Here is a 16,895-nt window from a genome sequence, read left to right on the forward strand (position 1 = left end):
ACGGTTCGGCCGGGCAGGAGACATCCTGGATATGTCGGCACCCAGGGCGCCGCGCCACGGATCCTCGTCCTGGACGAGCGGGAGCGGCGCGCAGGGGTGGCGAGCGGAAGTGTGACGAGCAGGGTGAAGTGAAGAGCGAAGCGAAGAGCACGTGAAGCACTGAGCAGCGAAGATACGACGTACGAAGTTACTGAGTCTTGAATTGTGAACTGGTGAATCGGTGAGGTGAAGCGCTGATGAGCACCACCCGGCCTTACTCGCCGGGCGACCGCGGCCCGGAATCGGGCGACGGCGGCGCTTCCGGAGCGCCCGGCGCGTCCGGGGCGTCCGGAGCCGGTGCGGCCGCGTCGGCTGTGGACGGCGTGCGCGCGCACACCGGCGACGGCGTGTCCGCGCCGTCCGTCGGCGGCGTGAGCGTGTCCGCCGTCGACTGCGTGCGCGTGCCCGGCGTGGACGGCACCGACGCGCCCGCCGTCAGTGGCAGGTCGCGCAGGCTGAACTTCGACGGCGAGAGCGGCGTCGTGCCGCTCGCCCGCGACTTCGCCCGCCAGGCGCTGTACGCGTGGGGCTGGCTGCCCGCCGCGAACGCCGATCAGCGGGCCGCCGCCGAGGACGTGCTGCTGGTCGTCTCCGAGCTCGTCACCAACGCCTGTCTGCACGCAGAGGGCCCGGACGAGCTCTGGATCTCCTGCGACAACAAGGTGCTGCGCATCGAGGTCTCCGACCGGGGCGCGGGCCAGCCCGCCCCACGCACCCCGCATCGCGCCGGGCGCCCCGGTGGCCACGGCATGTTCATCGTGCAGCGGCTGTGCCTGGACTGGGGGGTCATGCGGACCCCCGGCGTCGCCGGCAAGACCGTATGGGCGGAGGTCGGGGCGCCCGCCTGACGCCCACCTTGGGTTACCGCCGGTTCGACCCGTTCCCCGTACGTCACCCCATGCGCGCCGGATCACCACACATCCGGCGCGCACTTTGTCTTCCCTCGGCAAGGCCCCGGGCGTACCTTGACGGCCGATCTGATGTTCCGTCAGGAATGAGGCCCCGAGGTGTCGTACCGGACGTACCAGAAACGAACCGCCGTGCTCGCGCTCGGCGCGGCCCTGGCCGGCTCGGCGGTGCTGATGGCCGCCCCCGCAGCCCAGGCCGCCGTCGTGAACGTCAACTACCAGTGCAAGACGCCGATCGGCGACAAGAGCGCCGTCTCGCCCATCGACATCAAGAGCGTCAAGAACGGCAGCGCCTACAAGCTCACCATGTCCTGGCAGAAGGGCGTCTCCTCCAGCCCGGTGGAGCTGGGCAAGGGCGCGGTGAACCCGAGCGCGGTCATCAAGGTGGGAGGCGCGGACGGCGGCACGGTGTCGGTGTCGGGCCCCGCCAACGCGGCGGCCATCCCCGCCAACACCCCCATCAAGATCAGTGACTTGAGCGGCACGTACACGCCGAGGAAGAGCGGCAGTGTCACCTTCACCGCGGGTGTGCTCACCATCAAGGCGCTCGGCACGACCACCACGTGCACCCCCTCGAACAGCCCCAAACCCTCACTGACCCTCGACGTCACGGCCGCGGGCGGCGGCTCCGGCTCCGGAGGGACGCAGTCCGGCTCCGGTGCGGACTCCGGCGGGCAGCTCCCGCAGACCGGCCCCGAGGACTCGGCGATCGCGCTCGGCACGCTCGGCGGCACGGTGCTGCTCGCGGGCGCGGCGGGCACGCTGTGGCTGACCCGAAGGAACCAGCACCGGGCGGTACGCCGCTGACGCGGGCCCGTCCCGCATGAGTTCGCGCACGAGTACGAGCACCAGGAGCCGCCGATGCCGTCCGCACTCTCCGCTGCCCGCGTGCTGGGCCTGACCCTGGTGTTGCTGAGCACGGCACCGGTGGCCAGGGCCGACGACGACACCTGGACCGTGGTGCCGTCCGGCAGCATGCGGCCGTACTTCTACGCGGAGGGCGCGCCCGGCACGGTGCTCCAGGACACGGTGTCCGTGCGCAACCCGGGCGACGCTCCGCTGACCGTCCGGCTGCGCGGCGCGGACGCCGACAACACGGCGGACGGCGGCTTCGCCGTGCGCAGGCGGGCGACGGACACCGGGGCGTGGATCAGCTTCGCGCGGACGACGACGGCCGGTCGCCGGGTCCCGGTGGGCGCGGTCTGGGTGAAGATCCCCGCGCACACCCGCGCGGACGTGCCGTTCACCGTGAGCGTGCCCTCGGGTGCGGCGCCCGGCGACCACCCCGGCGCGATCGTGGCGAGCGCCGGCGGCCGGTCCGCCGCCGTCCGCGTCCATCTGCGGGTCGCCGGACCGACGCTGTCCGCGCTCACCGTCGAGCATGTCGCCGTGCGGGGCGGGCGCATCTCGTACGAGCTGGTCAACCGCGGCAACACCGTGCTCGCCCCGCGCCTCGCGGTCACCGCCGACGGCCTCTTCGGCCGGGTCCTCGACCGGGCCCCGCACGCCCTGCCCGTCGAGCTGCTCCCGGGTCGCCGCGTCACGCTCACCGAACCCTGGCCACACGCCCCGGCGTTGGACTCCGTCGACGTGCGGCTGACGGTCACCGCGGCGGGCGGGGCCCGCGACGAGGCTAAGGCGCGGGCGCGGTTCGTGCCGTGGGGCGCGGTGGCGGGGGCCGCGGGCGGCCTCGCGGCGATCGCCGCGCTCCTGTTCTTCGTCGTACGGCGTCGCAGGCGCCCCGCGCCCGACGGTGAGGCGAGTGAACAGCCGCGTACGGAAGTCGAGTTGACGGGAGCGGTGTCGTGAGCGTCGTCGTGAACTGCGGGAGTCGCCGGCGGCGGACGCCGGCGCTGGTGGCCCTCCTCGTGCTCGCCCTCGTGGCGCTCCCGTTCGCCGGAACGCCCGCCCACGCGGCGGACAAGCCGGCCGTGAAGCTCTCCAAGTCGCAGGCGGGGACCGGTGGTTCGATCACCGTCACCGGCAGCGGATGGCGGCCCAAGGCGCTGCTGATGATGCTGATCTGTGGCCAGTCCGTGCCCTCCCGGGGCGTGCTCGGCGGCACCAACTCGTGCGCCAACGCGGACGGCCGGGCCGTCACCACCGACGCGAAGGGCAGGTTCAGCAAGGAGCTGCCGGTCGCCGAGCCGCCGAAGCCCTGCCCCTGTGTGGTGCACGTGGCCACCGTCACCGGAGAGAAGGCGCAGGCGGACGCCATCTTCATGGTCGCCGGGCACTCGGTCGAGCCGCTGCCGCCGGAGGAGGCGGGCGGGCGCCTGTCGGTGCTCACGGACACCCGGCTCGACGGCTCCAGTGGCCTGCTCACCTGGTTCGGCTCCCCGCCCGCCCGCACCCTCGTCTTCACCGTCGGCAACACCGGCACCGCGGCCGTCAAGAACCCGGTCTTCCAGGTCGGCACCTCTCACGGCGTGTTCGCGCCGCAGTGGGAGGACCAGCAGTGGCGCGGCACGATCGCACCCGGCAAGCGGGCCCGGATCACCCTGCCCGTCGAGCTGTCCGCCGGGGCGCACGGCGACTACACCGTCTCGCTGAAGTACGCCGGGAAGGTCCTCGCCGAGCAGCCCTGGGGTGTCGGCCGGCCCTGGGGCGTCACCCTCTTCTGGATCCTGGTCTGCGTGGTCGTGCCCGCGGCGCTGTTCCGGATCGGGATGGCCGTGGTGGACCGGATCCGGCCGCGTACGTCGGCGGGGCGGCGGCGCTTCGGCCTCGGCACCCCGGCCGGCGGGGGCGTCCTCGGCGGCCGGGGGAGCCGGAGCGGCTCGGGCGGCAAGCACCGGGGCCTGGGCTTCGGCCTGCCCGAACTCGCCTCGCGCTTCCCTAGGTCGAGCACGCCCGCCTCCGCCACCGAATCCTCCGCCGCGCCCGCCGCGACCCCTACGACTCCGGCCCTGCCGTGGTTCACCCCGGACACCGATCCGGGCACCCCGGCGACCGGTCAGCTCTCCGCACCGCACGACAACAGCCCGACGGCTCAGGCGAGCCGGACGGGACGGACGAGTCGGACCAGAGAGGGAAACACGTGAGCAAGCCGAAGAGAGCGAGCGCGGCCGGGGTCGCGCTCATGCTCGGCGGTGCGGGCATCCTGCTGGGAGTGGCCGCGGCCCCGGCCCAGGCCGCCGAAGTGTCGTACGCCACCAAGTGCGTTCCGCCCGCGGCCTCGGGCCTGGACCCCGTCGAGGGAACCACGAAGGTGGAGATCACCGCCCCGGCCACGGCGAAGGTCGGCGACACGGTCGACGTGGTGTGGAAGTTCGTCCAGGCCGCCTCGAAGAACCCCGACCTCATCGACCTGCCGAAGGACTCGGTCCAGCCGAGCGGCACCCTCAAGGCGACCGGCGCGCAGAGCGCCGACATCGCCGTGCAGGGGCCGCGCCAGAACCCGGCCATCCCCAAGGGCGGCGCCATGGTGCTGTCCGACATGAAGGGCACCCTGAAACTGACGGCACCCGGCGAGGTCACGCTCACGCCCGACGCGTACTCCATCAACGCCTACAGCACGGACACCAAGTGCACGCCGACCGAGACGGTGAAGTCCGCGGCGACGATCAACGTGACGGCGGGCAACGGGAGTTCGCCGAGCACGTCACCGGATCCGTCTGCGTCCGCGTCTGCGTCCGCTTCCGCCTCGGCGACGAGTACGCCGACCGCCTCAGCCAGTGAGAGCGGGAGCGGCGGCTCGGCGGGCGGTGACGACGGCGGGCAGAGCGACTTCCCGGGCAAGGAGGTCTCTGTCCCGTACCAGTGCAAGACGCCGATCGGGGACAAGAGCGCCACCTCGCCCGTGCAGATCAACGCCAAGAAGGACGGCGGGAGTTACGGCCTCACGGTGCAGTTCAAGAAGTCCGTGATGGACAGCCCCGCGACCATCCCGGCGGGCTCGGTCAAGCCGTCGATGGAGGTCGCCCTGGGCGGCGCCGACAAGGGCACCGTGCATGTCGAGGGCCCGGCCAACACCAAGGAGATCAAGTCGGGCGACCCGATCGAGATACCGGACCTCACGGGCACCTACAAGCCGGGCGCCAGCGGTGAATCCACCCTGTCCCCGGGCGTGCTGACGGTCGAGGCCCTGGGTACGACGACGACCTGCACCCCGGCCAAGTCCGCGGTCTCCCTCACGCTGGACACCACCGAACAGGCGGGCGGAGCCGCGGGCGGCGGTTCGTCCTCCGGCAGCGGCGGTACGTCCTCCGGCGGCGCCAGCGGCGGCCTCGCCGAGACCGGCTCCGACAGCCACAGCACCCTCAAGGCCCTGGCCCTGGTCGCCGGCACGGTGACCCTGCTGGGCGGCGCGGTCTTCACGTTCATGCCGCGGCGGCGGATGCGCTGAGTCCGCGGGCGGAACGCGGAGGGCCCCCGCACCGAGCGGTGCGGGGGCCCTCCGTCGTAGAACCGGTCGAACCGGTCGAACCGGCGGAACCGGTCGAACCGTCAGGGGTACGTCTCAGTGGACGTCGCCCATGAGTTCCTTGACCTTCTTGCGGTACATCCACACCGCGACACCGGCGACCACGGCCAGCACGGCCTGGAAGGCCACGATGCCCGTCTTGTTCAGGTCGACGCCGGCGATGGAGAGCAGACCGGTCGTGGCGTCACCGGCGGTGACGGCCAGGAACCAGACACCCATCATCTGGGAGGCGTACTTCGCGGGGGCCATCTTCGTGGTGACGGAGAGACCGACCGGGGAGACCGTCAGCTCGGCGACGGTCTGCACGAAGTAGATCGCGACCAGCCACATCGCGGCCGCCTTGTGACCGCCCTCGGCGATCGACAGCGGGGCGAGGAAGAGGAAGAACGAGGCGCCGATCAGCAGCAGACCCGAGGCGAACTTCACCGCCGTGCTCGGCTCCTTGCCGCGCCGGTTCATCGCCAGCCACGCCCAGGCGAAGACCGGGGCGAGCGCCATGATCATGACCGGGTTGACCGACTGGTACCAGGAGACCGGGAACTCCCAGCCGAAGACGGTGTTCTCGGCGGAGGAGTCGGCGAAGATCGACAGGGTCGAACCGCCCTGGTCGTAGATCATCCAGAACACGGCCGCGGCGACGAAGAACCAGATGTACGCGGACATCTTCGACTGCTCGGCGCGGTCCAGGTCCTTGTCGCGCTTGATGCGCCCGATGACCAGGACCGGGATGATCAGACCGGCGATCGTGATCGGGACCAGCAGCCAGTTCAGCGTGTAGTGGCCGGAGAAGCCGACGACGGCGTAGAAGACGACGGCGATGGCGGCCCAGATCGCGGACTTGCGCAGCGTCGCGGACTTCTCCTCGGCGGACAGCGGCGTCGGGACGATGTCCGAGCGCGAGTTCAGGTGACGGCTGCCGAGCAGGAACTGGCCCAGGCCCAGGGCCATGCCGAGCGCGGCGAGCGCGAAGCCCAGGTGCCAGTTGACGTTCTCGCCGATGGTGCCGATGACCAGCGGGGCGGCGAAGGCGCCCACGTTGATGCCGATGTAGAAGAGCGTGAAGCCACCGTCACGGCGCGGGTCGTCCGCGCCCTTGTAGAGGTGGCCGACCATCGTGGAGATGTTGGCCTTCAGCAGACCGGAACCGATCGCGACGAGGCCGAGACCCGCGAAGAAGGTGCCCGACGTCGGGAGGGCCAGCGTGAGGTGGCCCAGCATGATGACGAGGCCGGCGACGGCCACGGTCTTGCGGGGGCCGAGGACGCGGTCCGCGAACCAGCCGCCCGGCAGGGCGAGCAGGTACACGAGCGACACGTACACCGAGTAGATCGCGGTCGCGGTGGCCGCACTCAGGTGCAGGCCGCCCGGTGCCACCAGGTACAGCGGGAGCAGAGCCCTCATGCCGTAGTAGGAGAAACGCTCCCACATCTCGGTCATGAAGAGAGTGGCCAGTCCGCGGGGGTGGCCGAAGAAGGTCTTCTCGGAACCGGGGGTGCCCGGAGTCACCGAGTCCTTCGTCAGGCTGGACGCCATGGTTGTTCCTTGCTGGTCGGGACGCGCTGCGAGAGCGGTTGCGCGCCCGGTGGGGGCGGCCGGCACCGGCACGGTCGGGCCGTCCCACCCCACGCCCTGGGGAGTCCGTTCCGGGTTTCGGAGCGGCGGACGGTGACCACCGGGATCCACGCCCCTCGCACGTTCAGCGCGCTCGGGGCCCGGCCACAGGTCATTCCTGTCGAGGCCGGCAGAAGCCGACCTGTCGAGGCCGGCGAAAGCCGGCCCGCACACAAAAGAGACCTTCAGCGTCAAGTACTCGCCAAAGGTCCCCGGTGTTGCTAAAGGCGTTGCCGTCACCATACGACACGACACTGCCGGATATGGAAGGACTTGAGATATGGATCACAGGCGATCATGGAACCGCGGAGTGCATTCGAAGGTGTTTCTCATAATCGCATCCCATAGCCGCAGGCTCACACGGCGGAACTAGGAACTCCGTTTCGCCGGGGCATTCTCGCAGGCCCAGGTAAGAATCACGGTCGACGATCACACCCCGGCTCCTGTCCGCGGCGGACTACCATCACCCCATGACCCGTGTACTGCTCGCCGAGGACGACGCGTCCATCTCGGAGCCGCTGGCCCGCGCACTGCGCCGGGAAGGTTACGAGGTCGAGGTGCGTGAGGACGGACCCACCGCGCTCGACGCCGGACTGCAGGGCGGCATCGACCTGGTCGTGCTGGACCTCGGCCTGCCCGGCATGGACGGCCTGGAGGTGGCCCGCCGGCTGCGCGCCGAAGGCCACACCGTCCCGATCCTCGTCCTGACCGCGCGCGCCGACGAGGTGGACACCGTCGTCGGTCTGGACGCGGGCGCCGACGACTACGTCACCAAGCCCTTCCGGCTCGCCGAACTGCTCGCCCGCGTCCGGGCCCTGCTGCGGCGCGGCGCCGCCGAGCCCGCGCAGCCGCCCGCCACGCACGGCGTGCGCATCGACGTCGAGTCGCACCGCGCCTGGATGGGCGAGGAGGAACTCCAGCTCACGGCGAAGGAGTTCGACCTGCTGCGGGTCCTCGTCCGGGACGCCGGCCGGGTCGTCACGCGCGACCAGCTGATGCGCGAGGTCTGGGACACCACGTGGTGGTCGTCCACCAAGACCCTCGACATGCACATCTCGTGGCTGCGCAAGAAGCTCGGCGACGACGCGGCGAACCCCCGCTACATCGCGACGGTACGGGGCGTCGGCTTCCGCTTCGAGAAGAGCTGAGGTTCGGGAGGAGCTCGGCTCTTCGAGAAGAGCCGAGCCCGCTCCGCACCGCGGGCCCCCCACGTTTCGGTACAGGTAAGAGGACATGCGCCGTCGACTGATCCAGTCCACGCTCGCCGTCGTGCTCGTGGTGATCGCCGTCTTCGGCGTGTCCCTCGTCATCGTCGAGACCCGCACGATCGGCAACAGCGCCCAGGAGCGGGTGGACTCCGAGGCGCAGAAGCTGGCGAGCATCGTGGACAGCCGTCTCATCGGCGACGCACGCGTCAGCGGGGAGATCCTCAAGGCCCAGGTCACCGGCCAGCGGTACGCCGTGATCCGGATCCCCGGCAAGGACCCGATCGAGGTCGGCACCAAGCCCGGCGGCGACGTCATCCACGCCAAGGTCAAGGGCGAGGAGGGCGAGACGGTCGTCGTCCAGGAGCCGCGCTCGTCCGTGACCCGGGAGGTCGGCCGCACACTGCTGATCATCGCCGCGGTCGCGCTGCTCGCCATCGTCGCCGCGGTCCTGCTCGCGGTCCGCCAGGCCAACCGCCTAGCCTCCCCGCTCACCGACCTCGCCGAGACCGCCGAGCGCCTCGGCTCCGGCGACCCCCGCCCGCGCCACAAGCGCTACGGCGTCCCCGAGCTCGACCGGGTCGCGGACGTCCTGGACAGCAGCGCGGAACGGATCGCGCGCATGCTCACCGCCGAGCGCCGCCTCGCCGCCGACGCCTCCCACCAGCTCCGTACGCCGCTGACGGCCCTCTCCATGCGCCTGGAGGAGATCACCCTCACCGACGACCCGGACACGGTGAAGGAGGAGGCGACCATCGCGCTGACGCAGGTCGAGCGCCTCACGGACGTGGTGGAGCGGCTGCTCACCAACGCCCGCGACCCGCGTACCGGCTCCGCCGTCACCTTCGACCTGGACGAGGTCATCAAGCAGCAGCTGGAGGAGTGGCGCCCCGCCTACCGCAGTGCGGGCCGCGCCATCGTCAGCTCGGGCAAGCGGCACCTGCGGGCCGTGGGCACCCCGGGCGCGGTCGCCCAGGTCCTGGCGGCCCTCATCGAGAACTCACTCATGCACGGCGGCGGCACCGTCGCCCTGCGCACCCGGGTCACCGGCAACCAGGCCGTCATCGAGGTCACGGACGAGGGCTCCGGCGTCCCCGCCGACCTCGGCGCCCGCATCTTCGAGCGCGCGATCAGCGGCCGCAACTCCACGGGCATCGGCCTCGCGGTCGCCCGCGACCTCGCGGAGGCCGACGGCGGCCGCCTGGAAATGCTCCAGGCCCAGCCCCCGGTCTTCGGCCTGTTCCTGTCGAGGACGCCCATGAAGCGGCCGCAGCTGGAAGAAGAGCCGACGGTTCGCTGAGGGTCCTCAGCTCCCCGTGCGTCGGGTGCGTCAGCTGACCCGCTGAGCAGGCCGCTCGGCCGGAGCCGTTTCCTCCAGGAACGATTCCGCACTCGCAACCGCCTCCCGCGCGGGCAACGTACGGAACACCCACGTCCGGTAGGACCAGAACCGGAACAGCGTGGCGATCCCGATGCCGAGCACCTTGAAGACGTTGCGCTGCAGCGAGCTGTCCCAGCCGAAGCCGTAGATCGCCGCGTACAGAATCCCGTTCTCGATCACCAGACCCACCGCGCTGAACGCGAGGAACAGCGTCAGCTCCTTCGTGCGGGCGCTGCGGTCGCGGTCCCGGTAGGTGAAGTACCGGAAGCCCAGGTAGTTGCAGAAGATCGCGACGACGGTGGCGATGATGTTGGCCCGCACGGCCTGCAGGCTCGTGGCGTGCCACAGGAAATTCGAGACGCCGAAGTTGACGACGGTGCCCAGGGCCCCCACGGCACCGAACTTCACGACCTCGCGCGCGAGCAGGTCGAAGCGCTCACGCAGGGTGCTGCGGGGCCCCGCACGCAGCTCCGTGGAACCAGTGCCCATGGTGTCGCCAGCCCCCGTCAGTCGGATACGTCAACCCAGCCATGCTAACCAGCGGCCCATGACCGGCGCCTGCGGACCGTCTCACGGGGGCGCAAAGACAAGCCCATGACAGCTCGGCGGGACCCGGCGACAACGGGCAAAGGGCCGGAAAAAGGGACGGAAACCGGCCACGGTGGCGTGGCCGATACTCTTGGAGCGTGACGTTCCCGGTAGTCGGCATGGTCGGCGGCGGTCAGCTCGCTCGTATGACACACGAGTCAGGTATCCCGCTCGGCATCAAATTCAAGCTCCTCAGTGACACCCCTCAGGATTCCGCGGCGCAGGTCGTCGGCGATGTCGTCATCGGCGACTATCGCGACCTCGGCACGCTGCGTGACTTCGCGCGGGGCTGCGACGTGATCACCTTCGATCACGAACACGTACCCACCGAGCACCTCAGGGCCCTGGAGGCGGACGGCATCCCCGTGCGCCCCGGCCCCGACGCGCTCGTGCACGCCCAGGACAAGGGCGTGATGCGGGCCAAGCTCGACGAGATCGGTGTGCCGTGCCCACGGCACCGGATCGTGACGGACGTCGCCGACGTCGCCGCGTTCGCGGCGGAAGGCCTCGCCGAAGGCGAAGAGGGCGACGGCTTCCCGGTCATCCTCAAGACGGTCCGCGGCGGCTACGACGGAAAGGGCGTCTGGTTCGTCCGCTCCCTCGAGGACGCCGCCGACCCCTTCCGCGCGGGCGTCCCCGTCCTCGCCGAGGAGAAGGTCGACTTCGTACGGGAGCTCGCGGCGAACGTCGTACGCTCGCCGCACGGCCAGGCCGTCGCGTACCCGGTGGTCGAGTCCCAGCAGGTCGACGGCGTCTGTGACACGGTCATCGCGCCCGCGCCCGGCATAACGGACGAGCTGGCCCTGCGCGCCGAGGAACTGGCCCTGCGCATCGCCAAGGAACTCGGAGTCGTCGGCCACCTCGCCGTGGAGCTCTTCGAGACGGCCGACGGCCGCATCCTCGTCAACGAGCTGGCGATGCGCCCGCACAACTCGGGCCACTGGACCCAGGACGGCGCGATCACCTCGCAGTTCGCCAACCACGTCCGCGCGGTCCTCGACCTGCCCCTCGGCGACCCGCGCCCGCGCGCCAAGTGGACGGTCATGGTCAACGTCCTCGGCGGCGACTACCCCGACATGTACTCCGCATACCTGCACTGCATGGCCCGCGACCCCCAGCTCAAGATCCACATGTACGGCAAGGACGTGAAGCCCGGCCGCAAGGTCGGCCACGTCAACACCTACGGCGACGACCTGGACGACGTGCTGGAGCGCGCCCGTCACGCTGCCGGCTACCTCAGAGGAACGATCACAGAATGACCGCACCCGTCCCGCCCGTCGTAGGCATCGTCATGGGGTCGGACTCCGACTGGCCCGTCATGGAGGCCGCCGCGGGGGCCCTCGACGAGTTCGAGATCCCCTACGAGGTGGACGTCGTCTCCGCGCACCGGATGCCGCACGAGATGATCGCGTACGGCGAGCAGGCCGCCGAGCGCGGTCTCAAGGCGATCATCGCGGGCGCGGGCGGAGCCGCCCACCTGCCCGGCATGCTCGCCTCGGTCACCCCGCTGCCCGTGATCGGCGTGCCGGTCCCGCTGAAGTACCTCGACGGCATGGACTCGCTGCTGTCGATCGTGCAGATGCCCGCGGGCGTGCCGGTCGCCACCGTCTCCATCGGCGGAGCGCGCAACGCGGGCCTGCTGGCCGCCCGGATGCTGGCCGCGCACGACGAGGAACTCCTCGCCCGTATGCGGGAGTTCCAGCAGGAGCTGGGCGACCAGGCCCGCGAGAAGGGCAAGCGGCTGCGCACCAAGGTCGAGGGCGCGGGCAACGGCTTCGGCTTCGGGAAGTGACGCGGATGACCTCCCCCGACGCCGCTGCCTCCCTCGACGAAGCCCGGGACCTGCTGCGGGAGTTCCCCGTCGTCGACGGGCACAACGACCTCCCCTGGGCGCTGCGCGAACAGGTCCGTTACGACCTCGGCGCCCGCGACATCGCCACCGACCAGAGCGCCCACCTGCACACCGACCTGGGACGCCTGCGCGCGGGCGGCGTCGGCGCACAGTTCTGGTCGGTGTACGTCCGCTCGGACCAGCCGGGCGCCGTGCCCGCGACGCTCGAACAGATCGACTGCGTACGGCAGTTGATCACGCGCTATCCGTCGGACCTGCGGGGCGCGCTGACGGCCGCCGACATGGAGGCGGCCCGCGCCGAGGGCCGTATCGCCTCCCTGATGGGCGCCGAGGGCGGCCACTCGATCGCCAACTCCCTCGCCACGCTACGGGCGTTGTACGCACTCGGCGTCCGCTACATGACCCTCACGCACAACGACAACAACGACTGGGCGGACTCGGCGACGGACGAGCCGGGCGTCGGCGGTCTGTCGGCCTTCGGCCGCGCCGTCGTGCGGGAGATGAACCGCGAGGGCATGCTCGTCGACCTCTCGCACGTGGCGGCGACGACGATGCGCGACGCGCTGGACACCACGTCCGCGCCGGTGATCTTCTCCCACTCCTCGTCGCGGGCCGTCTGCGACCACCCGCGCAACATCCCGGACGACGTCCTGGAACGGCTGCCCGCCAACGGGGGAGTCGCGATGGTGACCTTCGTACCGAAGTTCGTGCTCCAGGCCGCCGTCGACTGGACGGCCGCCGCCGACGAGAACATGCGCGCCCACGGCTTCCACCACCTCGCCACCACCCCCGAGGCGATGAAGGTCCACCGCGCCTTCGAGGAGACCAACCCGCGGCCCATCGCCACGGTCTCCACGGTCGCCGACCACCTGGACCACATGCGCGAGGTCGCCGGCGTCGACCACCTCGGCATCGGCGGCGACTACGACGGCACGGCGTTCACCCCGGACGGCCTCGGCGACGTCTCCGGCTATCCGAACCTGATCGCCGAGCTGCACGACCGCGGCTGGTCGAGGACCGACCTGGCCAAGCTGACCTGGCAGAACGCCGTACGGGTGCTCGGCGCGGCCGAGGACGTGGCCCGCGAGCTCCAGGCGACGAGGGGACCGTCGAACGCGACGCTGGAGCAACTGGACGGCTGACGCCCGCGGACTTCCGCACGGTGGGCGAGGCGTACCCCCAAACGCCCCGCCCACCAGGAAGCGCCCGCAGCTCCGTGCGACGGTGACCGTACTGCGATCTCTGACGTACGGAGCCCCGCCATGGCCGACCTGCAGGACGAACTGCACACCACCGCCGAGGTTGGCGCGCTCGATGAGCAGCCCGCTGTCCGACCGGAGCTTCCCGCAAAGACGGCGGCCGACCCGGCCGAGGACCCGCTCGCGCGGGCCCACGCCTTCCTCGCCGCCCACCCCGTCGCCGACGGCTACAGCGGCCTGCCCTGGGCACTGCGCCACCTCCCCTGGTTCGACCTGGAACTGGGCGAGAGCTCCGTGGACACGGATGTGCCGCGGATGCGCCAGGGGCACGTGGCCGCCCTCTTCTGGTCGCTGCACCTGCCCGAGGGGCTGGCCAAGGACCGGGCCGTCGGCGCGACCCTGGAACAGCTCGACCTCGTGAACACGGTGGTCCAGGCCCACCCCGAGGGCCTGCGGCTGGCGAGCAGCGCCGGGCAGACCACCGACGCCCGCAACTGCGGCCGCGTCGCCGTCGTCCTCGGCCCCGCCGGAGCGAGCGCACTCGGCGACTCGATGGGCATCCTGCGCGCCCTGCACGCGCTCGGCCTGCGCGCGGTCACCCTCTCGGGCGCCTCCTGGGCGAGCGAGGTGGGCCTGACCCGGTTCGGCGAGGAGGTGCTGCGCGAGATGAACCGGCTCGGCGTCCTCGCCGACCTCTCCGGCGCCTCCGAGGCCACGACCCGCCGCGCCCTCGCCGTGTCCAAGGCGCCGGTCGTCTTCGCCCGCTCCGCGGCCCGCGCCCTGCGCCCCCACCCGGCCAACCTCCCCGACGACCTCCTCGAAGAGCTGGGCACCGCCAAGGGCCTGTGCCTGGTCCCGCTCACGGCCGAGCAGACCGGCCCCTCCGTACGGGACGTGGCCGACCATCTCGACCACGTCCGTACGATCGCGGGCCCGGAGTGCGTCGGCCTGTCGGGCACCTACGACTCCGGAAGCGCGCACCCCCAGGACCTCCCCGACGCGTCGGGCTACCCGCGGCTGATCGCCGAACTCCTCGACCGCGGCTGGTCCGAGCCCGACCTCGCCCTGCTCACCTGGGGCAACGTCCAACGGGTGCTGCGCAACGCGGACTTCACGGCCCGCGCCGCCCGGCAGCGCCGCGATCCGTCCACGGCGAAGATCGCCGAACTCGACGGGTGACCGGGGGTACGCCGGCCCGAATGCCCCGCCGGGCCGGCGTACCTCCTGGGTGGTTCCTCTTCTCAGCAGGCGCAGAGGCAGAACGGGTGCCCCGCCGGGTCCGCGTAGACCCGCCAGTTGCGTGAGCGGTCCTCCGTGTCCAGCGCCTTCGCGCCGAGCGCGAGCACGCCCTTCTCGGCCGCGTCCAGGTCCTCCACGGTCAGGTCCAGATGGAACTGCTGCGAGTCGTCGGGCGCGGGCCACTTCGGTGCTACGTGTCCGGGCGCGGCCTGGAACGCCATCGACTGCCCGCCGGGCACGCTCAGGTCGACCCAGCGGCCCTCACCCTCGACCGTGCCGCCCAGCACCTCGGCGTAGAACCCGGCGAGCGCACCCGGGTCGGGACAGTCCAGAACAATGGCGCCGAGCTTGGCGAGAGCCATGACTACTCCTCCTGGTTACCGGTAGAACCGGTTAAGGGGTAACGGTTACTGCATGCTCCCCCATTGGAGGTAACGTCGCAACCATGAATGACCGCGCGCCCGCACCCGATGGGCTCTCCCTGGTGGAGGCCCTGGTCAACACGCTGGACCTGGCGTCGGGCGCGGACACGCTGGACAGCCCCGAGGGCCGGGCGCCCTTCGGGATCGCGGAGAGCGAGGTCGAGGCGGCCCGTGAGCTGCGTGAATCGCTGCGCGCGGTCTGCCTGGCGCACGCCGGCCACCCGCCGCACCGCACCGTGACCCCGCTGGGGGTCCTGCTCGCGGCCGCCCCGCTCGTCGTGACCGTCTCCGCGGCCGACGGCTCGGCGACACTGAGTCCCGCCGATGACCCGGCCCCCCTCGCCTCCCGCGTCGCCGCCGCCGTCGCGGAGGCCCTCACCGCCGGCACCTGGCTCCGCCTCAAGGCCTGCGAACTGCCCGAATGTCACTGGGCGTACTACGACCGCAGCCCGGCAGGCCGCGGCCGCTGGTGCACGATGTCGGTGTGCGGGGCGCGGGCCAAGATGCGCCGCTACCGCGCGAAGTAAGCCCTTCCGGCCCACGCCGTACCGGAGCCGTGGACAATGAGACACGACTCCGGTCCGGCCGACTGAGCCTCGGCCGGACCGGAGTTCTTCTGCGAGGACTGCTAGGCGGTCGGGCGCCCCATGGCCCGGTACGTCCACCCGGCCCGGCGCCACAGCTCCGGGTCGAGGGCGTTGCGGCCGTCGAGGATCAGACGGACCGCGGCCGCTTCGCCCAGCGTCGCCGGGTCCAGCTCACGGAACTCGCGCCATTCCGTGAGGTGCAGGACGACATCGGCGCCGCGCACGGCTGCGATCGCGGAATCGGCGTATCCGAGCGTCGGAAAGACCCGCCGCGCATTGTCCATGCCCTTCGGGTCGTACACGGTGACCTGCCCGCCCTGAAGGTGAATCTGCCCCGCGACATTCAGCGCGGGCGAATCCCGTACGTCGTCGGAGTCGGGCTTGAAAGTGGCGCCGAGCACGGCGACCCGCTTCCCGAGGAACGACCCGCCACCGAGCGCCTCCCGCGCCAGCTCCACCATCTGGCCGCGCTGGCGCATGTTGATGGAGTCGATCTCGCGGAGGAAGGTGAGCGCCTGGTCGGCACCCAGCTCACCGGCCCGCGCCATGAAGGCGCGGATGTCCTTCGGCAGACAGCCACCGCCGAACCCGATCCCTGCCCGCAGGAACTTCTTCCCGATCCGGTCGTCGTGCCCGATGGCCTCGGCCAGCTTGGCGACATCGCCGCCGGAGGCCTCGCACACCTCCGCCATCGCGTTGATGAAGGAGATCTTGGTGGCGAGGAAGGAGTTCGCGGAGGTCTTCACCAGCTCGGCGGTCGGGAAGTCGGTGACGACGAAGGGCGAGCCCTCCGCGACCGGCGTCGTGTAGACCTCGCGCAGCAGCTTCTCGGCACGCTCGCTGCGCACGCCGACGACGATCCGGTCGGGGTGCAGCGTGTCGTTCACGGCGAAGCCCTCGCGCAGGAACTCCGGGTTCCAGGCGAGCTCGGCGTCCTCGCCGACGGGCGCGAGCTCCGCGAGGCGGGCCGCGAGCCGGTCGGCCGAACCGACGGGCACGGTGGACTTGCCGACGACGAGGGCGGGGGCCTTGAGATGCGGAGCGAGTGCTTCGAAGGCGGCGTCGACGTACGACATGTCGCACGCGTACTCACCGTGCTTCTGCGGCGTGTTCACACACACGAAGTGGATGTCGCCGAACTCCCCGATCTCGGCCCAGTCCATGGTGAACCGCAGCCGCCCGGAGGATCCCTCGATTCCGGCCACATGCCTGCGCAGCAGCTCCTCGAGCCCCGGCTCGTACATCGGGACCTCGCCCCGCTGGAGCATCTCGATCTTCTCGGGTACGACATCCAGCCCGAGGACCTCGAAACCGAGCTCGGCCATGGCCGCGGCGTGCGTGGCGCCGAGGTATCCGGTGCCGATCACGGTGATCTTGAGGGCCATGGATGCTCCTGAGGTGTACGTCATGGGTGCGCTGCCCGAGCATAGTCGGGGCG

16 protein-coding genes are annotated in these 16,895 nt (G+C 71.3%); 12 read left to right on the top strand and 4 right to left on the bottom strand.

Translation table 11 applies throughout. The features are described 5' to 3' along the window. Window positions 1–236: 236 nt before the first annotated feature. The 5 genes from AB5J56_RS26890 (at window position 237) to AB5J56_RS26910 (ending at window position 5,295) form a co-directional block, all read left to right on the top strand. Window positions 237–887: an ATP-binding protein gene (locus tag AB5J56_RS26890; protein ID WP_369235811.1), complete on the top strand. Its 651-nt coding sequence runs from the start codon at window positions 237–239 to the stop codon at window positions 885–887. Window positions 888–1,046: 159 nt separating this feature from the next. After that, a complete protein-coding gene (locus AB5J56_RS26895) occupies window positions 1,047–1,754 on the top strand; it encodes an LPXTG cell wall anchor domain-containing protein (protein WP_369235813.1) in 708 nt (235 codons plus the stop codon). A 54-nt stretch (window positions 1,755–1,808) separates the two neighbouring features. After that, entirely contained in the window at window positions 1,809–2,756 is a 948-nt protein-coding gene (locus AB5J56_RS26900; protein WP_369235815.1) for a hypothetical protein, read from the top strand. Beyond that, window positions 2,753–3,991, top strand: coding sequence for a hypothetical protein (locus AB5J56_RS26905; protein WP_369235817.1), 1,239 nt, complete (start codon window positions 2,753–2,755; stop codon window positions 3,989–3,991). Before AB5J56_RS26900 ends, AB5J56_RS26905 begins: the two co-directional genes overlap by 4 nt. Window positions 3,992–4,029: 38 nt before the next feature. After that, window positions 4,030–5,295 (top strand): hypothetical protein, encoded by a 1,266-nt coding sequence (locus AB5J56_RS26910; RefSeq protein ID WP_369242811.1) that lies wholly within the window; start codon window positions 4,030–4,032, stop codon window positions 5,293–5,295. 114 nt (window positions 5,296–5,409) lie between these two features. Here AB5J56_RS26910 and AB5J56_RS26915 read toward each other — a convergent pair whose 3' ends face one another. Next, window positions 5,410–6,906 carry an oligopeptide:H+ symporter gene (locus tag AB5J56_RS26915; RefSeq protein WP_369235819.1) on the bottom strand — a complete coding sequence of 499 codons (1,497 nt, stop codon included), beginning with the start codon at window positions 6,904–6,906 and terminating at the stop codon, window positions 5,410–5,412. Window positions 6,907–7,454: 548 nt separating this feature from the next. Here AB5J56_RS26915 and AB5J56_RS26920 point away from each other — a divergent pair. Together AB5J56_RS26920 and AB5J56_RS26925 are read left to right on the top strand one after the other, a co-directional pair. Continuing rightward, on the top strand, window positions 7,455–8,132 hold the full coding sequence (locus AB5J56_RS26920; RefSeq protein WP_369235821.1) for a response regulator transcription factor: 678 nt from the start codon (window positions 7,455–7,457) through the stop codon (window positions 8,130–8,132). Between the two features lie 85 nt (window positions 8,133–8,217). Continuing rightward, window positions 8,218–9,489 (top strand): ATP-binding protein, encoded by a 1,272-nt coding sequence (locus AB5J56_RS26925; RefSeq protein WP_369235823.1) that lies wholly within the window; start codon window positions 8,218–8,220, stop codon window positions 9,487–9,489. Window positions 9,490–9,519: 30 nt separating this feature from the next. Here the strand turns inward: AB5J56_RS26925 and AB5J56_RS26930 are convergent, their stop codons facing one another. Continuing rightward, window positions 9,520–10,059: a GtrA family protein gene (locus AB5J56_RS26930; protein ID WP_369235825.1), complete on the bottom strand. Its 540-nt coding sequence runs from the start codon at window positions 10,057–10,059 to the stop codon at window positions 9,520–9,522. A gap of 197 nt (window positions 10,060–10,256) precedes the next feature. Between AB5J56_RS26930 and AB5J56_RS26935 the strand changes: the two genes are divergently transcribed. From AB5J56_RS26935 to AB5J56_RS26950, 4 genes are all read left to right on the top strand, one after another. Next, complete coding sequence (locus AB5J56_RS26935; protein ID WP_369235827.1) at window positions 10,257–11,417, top strand: 5-(carboxyamino)imidazole ribonucleotide synthase; 1,161 nt, start codon at window positions 10,257–10,259, stop codon at window positions 11,415–11,417. Beyond that, window positions 11,414–11,950 (top strand): 5-(carboxyamino)imidazole ribonucleotide mutase, encoded by a 537-nt coding sequence (purE, locus tag AB5J56_RS26940; RefSeq protein ID WP_369235829.1) that lies wholly within the window; start codon window positions 11,414–11,416, stop codon window positions 11,948–11,950. Before AB5J56_RS26935 ends, purE begins: the two co-directional genes overlap by 4 nt. Window positions 11,951–11,955: 5 nt before the next feature. Further along, a complete protein-coding gene (locus AB5J56_RS26945; protein WP_369235831.1) occupies window positions 11,956–13,152 on the top strand; it encodes a dipeptidase in 1,197 nt (398 codons plus the stop codon). Between the two features lie 120 nt (window positions 13,153–13,272). Beyond that, entirely contained in the window at window positions 13,273–14,388 is a 1,116-nt protein-coding gene (locus AB5J56_RS26950) for a dipeptidase (RefSeq protein WP_369235833.1), read from the top strand. A gap of 62 nt (window positions 14,389–14,450) precedes the next feature. Here the strand turns inward: AB5J56_RS26950 and AB5J56_RS26955 are convergent, their stop codons facing one another. Next, on the bottom strand, window positions 14,451–14,810 hold the full coding sequence (locus AB5J56_RS26955) for a VOC family protein (protein ID WP_369235835.1): 360 nt from the start codon (window positions 14,808–14,810) through the stop codon (window positions 14,451–14,453). Window positions 14,811–14,893: 83 nt separating this feature from the next. On the opposite strand from AB5J56_RS26955, the gene AB5J56_RS26960 reads away from it, so the two are divergent. After that, the gene (locus tag AB5J56_RS26960; protein WP_369235837.1) at window positions 14,894–15,397 is read left to right on the top strand and encodes a CGNR zinc finger domain-containing protein; all 504 of its coding nucleotides are present in this window, start codon (window positions 14,894–14,896) and stop codon (window positions 15,395–15,397) included. A 101-nt stretch (window positions 15,398–15,498) separates the two neighbouring features. Here AB5J56_RS26960 and AB5J56_RS26965 read toward each other — a convergent pair whose 3' ends face one another. Continuing rightward, window positions 15,499–16,842 carry a UDP-glucose/GDP-mannose dehydrogenase family protein gene (locus AB5J56_RS26965; protein WP_369235839.1) on the bottom strand — a complete coding sequence of 448 codons (1,344 nt, stop codon included), beginning with the start codon at window positions 16,840–16,842 and terminating at the stop codon, window positions 15,499–15,501. Window positions 16,843–16,895: the final 53 nt, after the last annotated feature.

The organism is Streptomyces sp. R21 (assembly GCF_041051975.1).
Taxonomy (GTDB): domain Bacteria; phylum Actinomycetota; class Actinomycetes; order Streptomycetales; family Streptomycetaceae; genus Streptomyces.